The organism is Allobaculum stercoricanis DSM 13633 (assembly GCF_000384195.1).
GTDB lineage: Bacteria > Bacillota_I > Bacilli_A > Erysipelotrichales > Erysipelotrichaceae > Allobaculum > Allobaculum stercoricanis.
The window spans coordinates 1331732-1345531 of sequence record NZ_KB913034.1 but is presented as its reverse complement, the minus strand read 5'-3'; the positions used below and the strand labels follow the sequence as shown (position 1 = coordinate 1345531).

Annotated in this window: 11 protein-coding genes; 8 read left to right on the top strand and 3 right to left on the bottom strand. The window is 37.0% G+C overall.

The features are described 5' to 3' along the window. Positions 1 to 55: 55 nt before the first annotated feature. The gene (gene brnQ / locus ALLST_RS10320) at positions 56 to 1138 is read right to left on the bottom strand and encodes a branched-chain amino acid transport system II carrier protein (protein ID WP_019893259.1); all 1083 of its coding nucleotides are present in this window, start codon (positions 1136 to 1138) and stop codon (positions 56 to 58) included. 492 nt (positions 1139 to 1630) lie between these two features. On the opposite strand from brnQ, the gene ALLST_RS0106235 reads away from it, so the two are divergent. From ALLST_RS0106235 to ALLST_RS0106200, 8 genes are all read left to right on the top strand, one after another. Then, a complete protein-coding gene (locus tag ALLST_RS0106235) occupies positions 1631 to 1939 on the top strand; it encodes a PTS lactose/cellobiose transporter subunit IIA (protein ID WP_019893257.1) in 309 nt (102 codons plus the stop codon). 18 nt (positions 1940 to 1957) lie between these two features. Beyond that, positions 1958 to 2266 carry a PTS sugar transporter subunit IIB gene (locus ALLST_RS0106230; protein ID WP_019893256.1) on the top strand — a complete coding sequence of 103 codons (309 nt, stop codon included), beginning with the start codon at positions 1958 to 1960 and terminating at the stop codon, positions 2264 to 2266. Between the two features lie 27 nt (positions 2267 to 2293). Then, positions 2294 to 3598, top strand: coding sequence for a PTS sugar transporter subunit IIC (locus ALLST_RS0106225; protein ID WP_019893255.1), 1305 nt, complete (start codon positions 2294 to 2296; stop codon positions 3596 to 3598). Between the two features lie 123 nt (positions 3599 to 3721). Beyond that, complete coding sequence (locus ALLST_RS0106220) at positions 3722 to 4906, top strand: MupG family TIM beta-alpha barrel fold protein (protein WP_019893254.1); 1185 nt, start codon at positions 3722 to 3724, stop codon at positions 4904 to 4906. 25 nt (positions 4907 to 4931) lie between these two features. Then, complete coding sequence (locus ALLST_RS0106215; protein ID WP_019893253.1) at positions 4932 to 6398, top strand: glycoside hydrolase family 1 protein; 1467 nt, start codon at positions 4932 to 4934, stop codon at positions 6396 to 6398. Continuing rightward, positions 6388 to 7278 (top strand): YitT family protein, encoded by an 891-nt coding sequence (locus ALLST_RS0106210; RefSeq protein ID WP_019893252.1) that lies wholly within the window; start codon positions 6388 to 6390, stop codon positions 7276 to 7278. The genes ALLST_RS0106215 and ALLST_RS0106210 overlap by 11 nt, the downstream gene beginning before the upstream one ends. Positions 7279 to 7288: 10 nt before the next feature. Next, positions 7289 to 8860, top strand: a complete 1572-nt coding sequence (locus ALLST_RS0106205) for an amidohydrolase (RefSeq protein ID WP_019893251.1) — start codon at positions 7289 to 7291, stop codon at positions 8858 to 8860. Between the two features lie 44 nt (positions 8861 to 8904). Continuing rightward, the gene (locus tag ALLST_RS0106200; protein WP_019893250.1) at positions 8905 to 11532 is read left to right on the top strand and encodes a PRD domain-containing protein; all 2628 of its coding nucleotides are present in this window, start codon (positions 8905 to 8907) and stop codon (positions 11530 to 11532) included. A gap of 317 nt (positions 11533 to 11849) precedes the next feature. Here the strand turns inward: ALLST_RS0106200 and ALLST_RS10315 are convergent, their stop codons facing one another. Both ALLST_RS10315 and ALLST_RS0106190 read right to left on the bottom strand, forming a co-directional pair. Continuing rightward, positions 11850 to 13193 carry an MATE family efflux transporter gene (locus ALLST_RS10315; protein ID WP_019893249.1) on the bottom strand — a complete coding sequence of 448 codons (1344 nt, stop codon included), beginning with the start codon at positions 13191 to 13193 and terminating at the stop codon, positions 11850 to 11852. Then, complete coding sequence (locus ALLST_RS0106190; protein ID WP_019893248.1) at positions 13186 to 13638, bottom strand: MarR family transcriptional regulator; 453 nt, start codon at positions 13636 to 13638, stop codon at positions 13186 to 13188. Before ALLST_RS0106190 ends, ALLST_RS10315 begins: the two co-directional genes overlap by 8 nt. Positions 13639 to 13800 lie beyond the last annotated feature (162 nt).

Below are 13800 nucleotides of genomic sequence, written 5' to 3'. Positions count from 1 at the left end.
AGGTTTTGAAGATCCTTGAATAGGAGCATTCAAAACCTTTTTTTATTGGAAAAATTTATTTTGTTTGAGAACGACGATCTTTAATGGAAAAGAATACGCCAAAGACCAAAAGTACTAAAGAAAGCGGACAAATATAGGATAGTAATGTTCCTGACCAACTTAAAATCGAATCTAAACCAGTGCAAGCCGTAATCGCTCCGGCAATGGTGAATAACATCAGCCATTGGAAATAGGAGAGAACAGGGAAGTGTTCATGGAAATATTCACTACAACAAGCTAACAATCCTGAACAAACATTCAAACAAGCGATCAAGAAGATGAGTCCACATAAAATTTGGCCAAAACTTCCATACGTCATGGAAGCGGCTAAAGAAAGAATTTGGGCTCCATTAGACAGAGGTTGGAATATGCCACTGTTTTGTGAGGCAGTAAAGGCTAATAAAATGTAGAGACTTGCCAAAAGCGTTCCGGCAATGATTGCGGAAAGTGCTAAGGTTTGTTTCTCTTTTTTAATCTCTAATTTTTTGATATTCATCACGATGATGATGCCAAAGCAGAAGGCCGCCAAAATATCCATCGTTTGATATCCTTCATTGAGTCCTGTGAAAAATGGATTCGATGCATAAATTCCTCCGGCTGCAACCACTTGGGGTTCATTGAATAATAAAGGAATACAAACGAGCAAGATCAGCACAATTAAGATCGGCCCCATCACTTTACCTAAAATATCTTTTAGTTTGCCTGGGCGAATAGCCATAATTAATGCCACGCTAAAGAAAAGGACAATCCAAAGAATTGTCGCCCATTGTCCTTGAACAAGCCAAGTCCACATTTCTAAAGCGGTCGAAGCAGTTCGCGGAATGGCGATACAAGGTCCAATGAGTAAGTAGACAAGGGTCATGAAGATTGGGCCAAGTGGTTTCCAAATTCGGCTAATCATGTTATTCGCAGTTTGATAAGGAGCGATAATCACGATCGCTAAAACAGGCATTAAAACAGAAGTAGTGAGCATGCCTGCAAGAGCTAACCAAGCATCACTCGCAGATTGGGCACCAAGATAAGGCGCAAAGATTAAATTTCCGGCACCAAAGAACATTGAGAACAATGTGATGCCCAGTAAAAGTGTTTTTTTCGTCATAAACGAATACTAACACAACCAGGGTTGATTGTTTAAGAAAAATCTTAACCATATTGCCCCCCAGTTTTACACACTTTGCTTGAATTGAAACGATAAATCCGTTCCTCTTTCTATATTAAAGAAGATCAAGACAAGAAAAAAGAAGAGTGACTGCTTTGCGTATAAATAGGAATACAGAATAGAGTGAGCAAATAGGTGTCAACGATCGATATTTTAGTGTAAAAAAAAGATTTGAAATTAAATTGTGTATGAATTCGGCTTCATCTGTATCTTTAGTTTTCGTCAAATTAGCGTACTGTGCATTGTTTAATGTATAACTTTGCGATTTAAATTCTGAAAAAGGAGCATTTTGACTGCTCAAAAAGAATTGAATGTGAAAAATTGGCTTGTAGTGTATAAAAAATCGGTTTTTGCGCTTACAAACCTCATTTTGTTGACAGAACACTTCTACCTATAATGAGGCTGTAACAAAAAACAAAAGGAGGTAGGCAAATGAATACAGAAATGATCGCAATGACTTTGATTGCTCATTCAGGAGATGCAAGATCTTTGGCATTCCAAGCATTACAGGCGGCAAAACAAAATAATTTTGAAGAAGCAGACCGTTTAATGAAAGAAAGCCAAGAAGCTTCTACAAAAGCACACCAAGGTCAAACAGATTTATTGGTAGCAGAAGCAAATGGTGAAAAACCAGAAATCAACGTATTGTTGATTCACTCTCAAGACCATTTAATGACAAGTATGTTAGCTCAAGAAATGGTTGCAGAAATGATCGAATTATACAAAAGATTAGAAAAGTAATTTTCAAAGGAGAACAAAATGAGAATTTTATTAGCATGTGGCGCAGGTTTATCCACAAGTATCTTAATGAAAAAAATTGAAAAATATTGCGAAAGCCAAGGCGAAGAATTAAAAATCAACGCTGTACCAGTTGGCGATATCGTAGGTAACGTTGAAGGTTATCAAAACGATTACGATTGCGTATTAATTGGCCCACAGGTTTCTTACCGTTTAGATGAACTGAAAAAAGTATTATCCATTCCAGCTGCATCTATTCCATCTTTAGACTACGCTGTTGGAAATGCAGATAAAGTAATGGAATTAGCCCACAAAATCACGGGAAAATAAAAACAAGATTGAAGGGGGAAAGAGTAAGTGAATAGCAAGTTAGAACAATTCGCGAATAGCGGATTTATGCGAAAAGTTCAGGGTTTTAGTGCGAAGTTATCACAAAGCCCTGCATTTGGAACAATTAGCCAAGGTATGGGAGGAACAATGGGCCTCATCATGATCGGTGCGGTTGTTCAAATTATTTGTGCCGTTGGTGGTATGTTATTTGGCTGGAAAGCGGGAACTCCAATTTATGACCTTCTTTACATGCCATATGAATTAACAATGGGACTGTTAGGGTTGTTCATGTCCTTTACATTAGCTTATAGCTATGCAAAACGTTTAGGTGTTAAAGCACAACTTCAATCTGGATTCACATCCATGGTATGCTTCATTTTAGTTTGTTCACCATTGATTTCAGCAACAACTGAATCAGGTCAAACAGTTCGTGCTTTAAATGTTGGATCTTTAGGGGCAAACGGAATCTTCGTTGCTATATTGATCGGATTGATCTCTGTTCGTATCACAAAATTCTCTGTTGATCACAACTGGATCATTCGTATGCCAGATGTTGTACCAGAAGGGATCTTAAACAGCTTTAACTCCATTATTCCATCCGGAATCAATATTTTAATTTGGTATGGTTTAGCAATCTTAATTTCTAACCTGACAAACGGTGCAATGACTTTAGGTACATTGATCACAACAATTATTGCCACTCCATTATCCTACCTCGTTTCACCACTTGGAATGATCGTAATTGTTATTTTATTCTGCTTGAGCTGGTTCTTTGGTATCCACGGTGGAAGTGTTGTCTTCACAGCAATTATGCCTATCTACATCGCTGCTTATACAACAAACGCTGAATTAGCTGCAGCAGGTCAACCTTTAGTATTTAACCCAGTATTCTTATATGGATGTTTAACAATTCTTGGTGGTTCTGGTAACACATTGCCACTTTGCATTATGGGATTGAAATCCAAATCTAAACAAATCAGTGCTGTTGCTAAAGCATCATTTGTACCAGGTTTATTCAACATTAACGAACCTGCAATCTTTGGATTCCCAATCTTATATAACCCAGTATTATTAATCCCATTCATTTTGAACTCTTTAGTTGTTATGGGATTCATGTATGTTGGCTTCAAATTTAATTTGATGTCCGTACCACAAATCTTGATCATGACTACATTGCCAGTCGGAATTCAACAGTTCATGTCTACATTAGACTGGAGAAACGTTGTCTTTGTATTCTTAATGTTCCCAATTGTATTCTTGATCTACTACCCATTCTTCAAAATTTACGAAAAACAATGCATCGCTAAAGAAGAAGCTGAAGCACAAGAATAAGAATTTTGAACCATTAAGTCCCTTTTATCATGAGGATAGAAGGGACTTAAAATTATTCGTAGTCATGCAAAGGACATGATTAGAATAGGGATGAAGCATGAAAGCGATAAGGAGATGATTACGATGAAACATGAATTAGGAATTTCCGTATATCCAGATTTAAAATCACTAGAAGAAATTGAAGCTTATTTTGAACTTGCCGGACGCTATGGCGTATCCAGAGTATTCTCAAGTATGTTCTCTGTTGAAGGAACAAAAGAAGAAGTATTGGAATACTTTAGAAAACTCATCGTCGCTGCCCATAAAAATAATTTAAAAGTGTCTTTAGACGTTAACCCAATGTGCTTTGAAAAAATGGGGGCAACACCTCAAGATTTAAGCGTCTTTAAGAGCATTGATGTCGACATCCTTCGTATGGACCTCAGCTATGGACCACAAGGGGATGCAGATTTAGTTCGAAATCCATATGGAATTGTCATTGAGTTCAATAACTCTCCAGTCATTGTCAAAGGATTAATGGAAGTAGGAATCTGCCCTAAAGATTTCTTAGTTTGCCATAACTTCTATCCACAAAGATATACGGCAATGAAATGGAATAAATTTGTTGCCAAAAATAAAGAATTAAAAGCTTGTTCAAGAGATTTAAGAATTGGAGCTTTTATTTCTTCAACTGCCGAAAATACACATGGTGTTTGGGATGCGACTGAAGGTCTTCCAACTGTTGAAAGATTGCGCAAACTGCCAATCGATTTACAAGCAAGAATGTTACTTGCGACAGGGGATGTGGATGATATCTTAATTGGAAACGCATTTGCAACGGAAGAAGAATTCAAAAAGCTTCAAGAAGTGCTCCAAGAAAGTGATAAACTGTCCGGCGAATTGGATCCAACATTAAAAATGTTAGTCGATCATGGAATTATCAGCTTAGATAAACCAATCAAAAGACTCCGTGTGACATTAGATGAAAACATCACAGAGAAAGAAAAAGAAGTCTTATTCGATTTCTTCCCTCACTTAGAAATGGGCGACAGCTCAGAATGGATCTGGCGTACACGTATTGCTCGCTTTAAATATAGCCAGCCAAATGAAGTATTAGCACCAAGAAAAGTGGATCAAGACATGTTTGAAGTCGGCGATGTCGTTCTCGTGAATGACAACTACAAACACTATGCTGGAGAAATCCAGATTGTTCGGATCCCAATCGTCAATGATGGAACAAGAAATTTAATCGGTCATTTAGATGAAGATGAATATCAAATGATGGAACTGATCAATGACGGTGATTTAGTTGAATTCTTAGAAAAATAAGTTGAATCAGGAGGACAAAAAACTTATGGCTTTTCCTAAAGATTTTATGTGGGGTGGAGCTACGGCTGCAAACCAATGTGAAGGTGCTTGGAATGTTGGCGGAAAAGGAATGACCGTCACTGATGCAAGTACAGCAGGAACTTTAACAGAACCTCGTTATACAACTTACGTAACAAAAGAGGGCGAAAAGAAAAAAGCGGTTATGTTTGAAGAACTTCCAAAAGGAGCTCATCGTGCCGTATTTGATGGATACTATTATCCATGCCATGAAGGTATTGATTTCTATCATCATTACAAAGAAGATATTGCGCTCTTTGCAGAAATGGGATTTAAGATTTTCAGAATGTCCATTTCCTGGGCAAGAATTTTCCCAAAAGGAATTGAAGACGAACCAAACCAAGAAGGTATCGAATTCTATCGCAATGTTTTTAAAGAACTGAAAAAATACGATATCGAACCTTTAGTTACGATTTACCATTATGATCTTCCAGTTTATCTTGAAGAAGATTTAGGCGGATGGGGAAACAGAGAATTAATCGATCTCTATGAAAAATACGCTCGTGTTCTCTTTAATGAATACAAAGGATTAGTGAAATACTGGCTGACTTTCAACGAAATCAATAGCCCATTATTGATTCGCAGCTTTGTGCCAAACTATCCAAAAGAAAAAGTAAAAGACGATTTACAATTATTACACCACCAATTCGTTGCTAGTGCGCGTGTTGTTCGTGCTGCTCATGAAATTGATCCAGACATGAAAGTCGGAACAATGGTTGCCGGTGTAACTTCATATCCATTACGTTGTCATCCAGATGATGTTATTGCAAACCAAAAACGTCAACAAGATGATTTCTACTACTGCTGCGATATAATGGCTCGTGGTGAATATCCATATTTTGCACAACGTTTATGGAATGAATTTGATGCAAAACTCGACATTACAGATCAAGATTTAGTGGATTTAAAAGAAGGAAAAGTTGATATGGTTACTTTCTCTTATTACTCCACTGGATGTACAACAGTTGATCCAAATGCCGAAAAAGCAAAAGGAAATTTCTCTACAGGTGCTAAAAACCCTTACTTGAAATACAGTGAATGGGGATGGAGCATTGATGGACAAGGTCTTCGTTATTTATTAAACGAACTTTATGGCCGTTACCAACTCCCATTAATGGTTGTTGAAAATGGCTTAGGTGCAGTGGATCAATTAGAAGAAGACGGTTCAATCCATGACCCATACCGTATTGCTTATACAAAAGAACATGTCTTAGCAATGAAAGATGCCGTAAACGATGGCGTAAATCTGCTGGCTTATACATACTGGGGATGCATCGATTTAGTGAGTGCTTCTACAGGAGAAATGAAAAAACGTTATGGATTCATCTATGTGGATAAAAACAATGATGGTTCTGGAACCCTGAAACGTTATAAAAAAGACTCCTTCTACTGGTACAAAAAAGTCATTGAATCAAACGGAGAGGATGTGGATTAAAAGCGAAAGTTTCTTTCGCTTTTTCTTTAGTATGAAAAAAGAAACAATAAATAGTTATTTTACAATCTTAGCGGGTTCCTTTTTGTTTTGTGCTGGATTAAACTGGTTTATTGTTCCCCTTGGTTTGTATAACGGAGGAACGGTCGGAATTTCTCAGATTATCCGTACTTTACTTGATTTAAATGTTGGTTTTGACATTGCCGGGATTTTGAACTTTCTTTTAAATATCCCACTTTTGATGTTGGCCTTCTTCTCCTTTGGACGAACATTGTTTTTTAAAACACTATTTTCTTTAGTGACACAAACAATTATCTTTACCTATTTACCGATTCCACAAACGCCAATTCTCAATGAATATGCAATTTCTTGTTTGATGGGGGGAATCCTTGCCGGAACGGGTGTAGGCATTACCTTAAAAGCGGGAGGTTCTGGTGGCGGACTCGATATTTTAGGGTTGTACTTCACGAAGAAAAAGAAAGATTTTAGCGTGGGTAAATTCACATTGATCATCAATGCGATGATTTATACGATGTGTGCAATTTTATTCGAGCTTCCTGTAGCGATTTATTCGATTGTATATTCTATGATTTATTCGTTCTCAATCGATAAAACCCATCTCCAAAACATCAATACAAGCGTCTTGATCTTTACGAAAAATAAAGATGTTTGCGAAATGATTCTTCATGAATTACATCGTGGAGTGACGTATTGGAATGGTGTCGGGGGATATACAGAGAACGATACTTATGTCATGTATAGTGTTTTATCAAAATATGAAGTACGAATTTTCCAAGAAAAACTCAAAGAAAAAGATCCCGATGCATTTGTGACGATCACAAAACAAGATCAAGTGCTCGGAAATTATGAAGTTCGACTATAAGGAGACATTCATGAAAAAACTATATTTTAATGGAACGATTTATACGATGGATGAAAACCATCCAACTGCACAAGCAGTAGCCATTGAAGATGACAAAATCATTGAAGTGTATCAAGAAGTACCAACCGATTGGCAAGGGGAAAAAGTGGATTTAAACCAAAACGTGATGTTCCCTGGCTTTATTGATGGCCATTCTCACTTTGTTGGTTGTGCCAATGCATTATCCCAATGTGATCTTTCGCAATGTTATTCATTTGCTGAAATTGAAGAAGCGATCAAAGCGTTTATTCAAGAGCACGATGTAAAAGCGGGAGAATGGGTTGTGGCTAACAACTATGACCATAACTTCTTAGCGGAAAAAGCGCATCCAGATCGTATTGTGTTAGATCGCATTAGCACGGATATTCCGATCTTGTTAGTCCATGTTTCAAATCACATGGGTGTAGTCAATTCCGCAGGATTGAAAAAACAAAATATTCACGATGATGTTGCGGATCCACAAGGTGGAAAATATGGCAGATTTGCAGATCATTCTTTAAGCGGATATATGGAAGAAAATGCGTTTATCGATTTCCAAAAATCGATTTCTTCTTTTGATCTCGATGTTTTAAAAGCCAATGTAGCCAAAGCGCAAGATCTATACGCTAAATATGGAATTACAACGATCCAAGATGGAATGGTGACAAAAGAACTTTATCCACTCTATCAATTATTAGCACATGAAAAAGCGCTTAAAATGGATGTAGTTGGTTATATCGATTTAGAAAACAGCCGTGAGCTCTATGTGAATGACCCACAAAAACACCAATATTACAATCACTTCCGTTTAGGAGGCTATAAAATTTTCTTAGATGGTTCTCCACAAGGAAGAACAGCATGGATGAAAGAACCATACACAAACTCTAATGATTGTGCTTATCCAGTTCATAGTGATGAACATTTATATGAATTAGTTCATCGTGCTTTAGAAGATCAAGCGCAACTGTTAGCGCATTGTAATGGGGATGCTGCAGCAAAACAATATGTGGATACATTTGAAAAAGTGCGTCATGATGACCATGTCGAACAAACTTATCGTCCAGTCATGATTCATGCGCAATTTGTTGGCAATGAAGAGTTAAAAAGAATGAATGCGATTGACATGATTCCAAGTTTCTTTGTGGCGCACACTTATTATTGGGGCGATATCCATATCGAAAATTTAGGGTATCCAAGAGCAAGCCGTATGTCACCAGTAAAAGATGCCATTAACGCTCATCTTGTTTACACATTCCACCAAGATACACCAGTTCTTGCACCCGATATGATGAAGACAATCGCATGCGCCGTTAAGCGTGTGACTAAAAATGGGGTTGCACTGTCTCAAGAACAAAGCGTTTCTGTTTTAGAAGCATTTAAGGCGATTACGATCAATGCGGCTTATCAATATCATGAAGAAGATCGAAAAGGTAGCATTGAAAAAGGAAAACAAGCCAATTTTACAATTTTAGAAAAAGACCCATTTAAAGTTGATGTAGACGAACTCGAAACCATTCAAGTCACAGAAACAATCGTCGATGGAAACACGATTTATTCTCGCTAAAGCGAAATGGAAATCAATTGGGTTAAGAAAGGGGGCAAGGGAATATGAAATTATCTAAAGATGTTGTTTTGGAATACATGCAAAAACAAGTTTTAGCTACGCAAGAAGAAGTTCATTTTACGACGCAACAATTGTCGGAAGCCTTGCAAATGCAGCGTTCGAATTTGAGTAAATTATTAAATGAATTGGCAAAAGAAAATCGTGTGAAGAAAACGAATGGAAGACCAGTGTATTACTCATTGGTGAAGGAAAAAGACCAATCTTGTTTTCAGACAATGATTGGAAGCGATGGTAGCTTAAAACAAACTGTTCAGTTAATTAAAGCAGCTTTGATGTATCCCGGACATTCACTTCCCCTTTTGATCACTGGACCAGATGGTTCCGGAAAAAGTTTATTGGCCAAGTTGATTTATGAATATGCGAAAGAAAACCATGTGATTGACGATGAAGCCCCATTTGTCAAAATCAATTGCAAATATTTAGCGGAAGAATCGAACGAAAAAATACGTGACATTTTTCTGTCTGAAGAATTTGGCGCTATGAAACGAGCCCAAGGTGGCGTGTTATTTATCGATCACATTAATCGGCTATACCACGACATTCAAAATTTATTGCTCAATTATGTGGAAATGGCACAAAATTCTTCGAGCAATATGATTTTAGTGTATTCCATTGATGATTCGATTAATCCTTCTTATTTGAGCTTGTATCGATCGAAGTTTTCTGTCGTGATCGATTTGCCATCTTTAGCCAATCGAACCTTTGAAGAACGACTCGATTTGATTCAATTGTTTTTCCAAAAAGAAGTTGAATGTATTCATAAAAACATCAAGATCAACTCGGAAGTTTTGCGCTGCTTAATGTTGTATCCATGTCAGCTCAATATCAAACAATTGAGAATGGATATTCAATTAGGTTGTGCCAATGGTTATGCCCGAAATTTTGATAAAGAAGATAGCCAAATTGAATTAAACATTCATGATTTTCCAAATTACGTTCGCAAAGGCTTTTTGTCTTATCGAAAATATCGAACGCAAATTGAACAGATTATTCCCGACAATTATCTTTATAGTTTCTCTAGTCAAGAAATGAATGCAAGTCAGGATGAGAATGCTATCGCATCAGACGATAACTACTACAATATGATCGACCGTAAAGTAGAAGAATTGAAATCGCATGGTGTGGAAGATCAAGACATTATGACAATTCTTCACGCAGATTTGGATTACGGATTCCAAAAATTAAATTCGAATATTGAACAAAAAGAAATTGATAAAGATATTATTGCCAAAGTAGTAGATCCGAAAATCATTGGCTTAGTTGATCAATTTTTAAAAGACGCTTCGATTCGTTTTGATCGAATTTATTCCAACTCCGTCTTTTATGGAATGTGCTTGCATCTATCAGCAATGATTGAACGACAGGGAACATCCCAAAAAATGACGAACGAACAAATCGTTACTGCGATCAAAATGTACAATGAAGAATATATCTTTTGTTCAAAGTTTACTTCTTTATTGGAAAAAGAATTTGATATCAAAATTGCGATCGATGAAGTTGTCTTTTTATCGATGTTTATCTCGAGAGAACAGATTGAAGAAATCCAGGAGCCAAAACCTGTTGTCTTGGTTGCCATGCATGGTAACAGTACAGCAAGCAGTATTGTCGAAGTCGCAAATACGTTAGTCAATGAGGGAAATATTTTCTCTTTTGATTTATCGCTCGATAAAGACATGCAAAAAGTGTATGAAGAGTTAAGTGAAACAATTGTCGAAATCCATCAAGGTAAAGGGATTTTGATGCTCTATGACATGGGGTCTTTGAAAACGATGGCGGAAATGATTTCTAAGGAAACGGGAATCAATATCAAAACGTTCTGCATTCCGGCAACTTTAATTGCTCTGGATTGTTCACGAAAAGCAAGTTGCCATAACTCGTTAGATGATATTTATAACGATGTAATGAATTCGTATCAATCGATGTATCCAGAAATTGAACAGTCATACCAAAAACAAGAAAAACCACAAGTGATTATTTCTTTATGTATGACTGGGGATGGGGCCGCTGTCCAAATCAAAAACTACATTGAGCAACATGTGTATTTAGAAAATACGGAGATTATCCCGATGGCAATATCGGATCATGAGTATTTATTGAAGAAAGTGAATCAGATTCAAAAAAATCAAAAAGTGATTTGTGTCATTGGTGTTTATGATCCGAAATTATATGGAATTCCTTATATTCCGATTTCTAAGTTATTTGATACCTCGCCAGATAAATTAGAATTGTTGTTGTCTTCTAGTTCGGTTGAATCAGTGATGTCCGTCAATTACGATGCCATCTATGAATATCTAAAAGAAGAGTTGGTAGGATTTGACTTTGATTTATTAAAAGAAGTCTTACCAAAAACAATCATGAAAATTCGCAAAGTCACACATGGCCTTTCATCAGACCAAGAGGTTGGCTTGTTCATGCATTTAGCTTGTGCAACTTATCGCTTGCAAAATGATGAGAGATCAACGCGAAATGTTAACGCAAAAGAACTCATCAGCAAAAACAAGCGATTATACAATGATTTATGTGAAGTTTTAAGTCTCATCGAAGATGAGTTTTATATCAAATTTGATGATAATGAAATTGCATATATCATTCAAATCATTAAAAAGTGTTAGTGCTCTAGGCCTAAAACATGCAATAAAATACTCCCTTTTTAAAGACTTTTGTCGATACGATCGACAAGTTCTGGCAAAGGGAGTTTTTTTGCTTTTTATCTAAAAACGATTGGCATAGATATGTCCAAATCACCTGTTTTTAACACCGGTTTTGCACGAAATCTAATTGAGCTAAGATTGATGTGATCTAGAGGTTATATGAATATTCAGCCTTTTTAGATCGGGTTTTGGATTTTTGATCATTTCAAAAACAAGAGAAAAAGAAAAGACTGGCGACCAATTAAATCGTCAGTCTTGAATTTTGTTAGAGAAAAGGATTATTGAGCTGGATAAGTTTTTCGTGTCGCTGAAATGGCTAAAACAATGGCTAAAACAGCACTGAATATAGCGGCAAGGACAGGCATGAAACAAACCCCATTAAATCCAAAAGTCGGTGCTAATAGCGCTAAACCGACAAGTGGGAAAATCAAAGTTCCACAAATCGAGGTAATAAACGATTGGACAGCTTTTCCCAAAGCCGTAAGATAACTCGAAAGACAACGAGAAATCCAGTTTGCTAAATAAGAGAAGGCAAAGATGCTCATCGCTTGTTCCCCTAATTGGATTAGATCCAAATCTTGCGAATTTGCAAATAAAGGGATGATTTGATCGTTGTGATAACGTAAGAGCACAAATGCGATCAACGATAATAGAGCTGCAAAACCTAACACGCGTTTTTCAAAAGAAGCCACTCGTTTCTTGAGTCCGGCAGCATGGCAATAACTAATCGGTGGTTGCATGGAATCGCACATTCCAAAGATCATCGTCGCCATTAAACTATCGACATATAATACGATCGACATTGCGGCCACAGCTCTTGTCCCACCAAGATCCATCAATACAAGGTTCAAAATAAAGGCCATAATGGAGCCAGAAATATTACTGAAAAATTCTGAGGAACCATTCGCAAGTAAGGAAAGAAATTGTTTGGCACCAATCTTTCCGCGTGTAAAGCGAAGTTCTAACTTGCCTCGCGCAAAGGGTAGTAGGGAAAAGAAACTACCAATCGCCATACTGATGCAACTTGCAAAAGCAGCACCTAAAACACCACCATCAAACACAACGATCAAAAGAAAGTCGAGAACGATGTTTAATAACGCGGTGGAGATGTTTAAAATCATACTGTATTTTTGCCGGTTACAAATGCGTAAATAGTTGTCCGCTGCATAATAAATCATGGTTAGTGGTGAGAAAAACGCATAAATCAGCATGTATTGATATGCATATTCAAGCGCTTGTCCACTTGTTCCCATTAACATAAAGATGGGTTTAGTGAACAAGAGAAAGAGTAGGCCAATCACAACGGAAACAGCGAATGTCATTTTGACACAAACGCTAAACATGATATTGGCTTGTTTATGCTCTTTTTGCCCAAGCAGCATCGCAATTTCAACAGCAGAACCAACTGCAATCATATCGGCGATCGCAAAGGAAATATTCACTAGAGGCATTGCTAAGTTGACGGCCGCTAGCGCGTTTTCGCCAACGAATTGTCCAACAAAAATGCCATCGGCAATGACATATATAGCGCTAAATACCATACTGAACATTGCAGGAAGTGCACAATGAAGGAATACTTTTGTCGGTTTTTCTTGCGAAAAATAAGTCGATTGATCATTCATGTTCTTCATCTCCAAGTGATGTCGTGAATTGTTGAATCAATCGACAAGAAAAGTATTCAAGAGCCTCGATAAAATCAGGCGAATAATTTTTGATCGTTTGATCTAAAGCTTGATGTTCCGTTTCAAAAAGTGGGGCTAATATCGTTTGTGTATATTGTTTGCCCGTTTCGGTTAGTTCAAGCTTTTTTTCTTTCTTTTCTAGAGCCGAAACTTTCACATATCCTTTTTGAATACACTCTTTTACGACCGTATTGATCGTAGTTTTGGGGATTAACCATTCCTCGCTAATTTGTTTTTGACTATGAGGTTGGCCATCACTAAGGGCATAGAGAAGAAAAATCATATTTCCTTTTGTCCCCGCTTTTTTGGCAATGTAATAATAGATGCCATCGATTTGATTGAGTGCGATCATCAACCTTCGTATGTCCGCTCGATCATCTGTCATGTTCTCCCTCCCATACATTGTAGTGAATTGACACCATCATTATTAGTACGAATTCGTATTGATATCAAATTAGATGCCTATGAATAGATCTTGATCAGGAATGTGTAAGTATTGATTTTTGGATATAAAAAAGCCGAATCCGCAAAATGGGATTCGGCAATT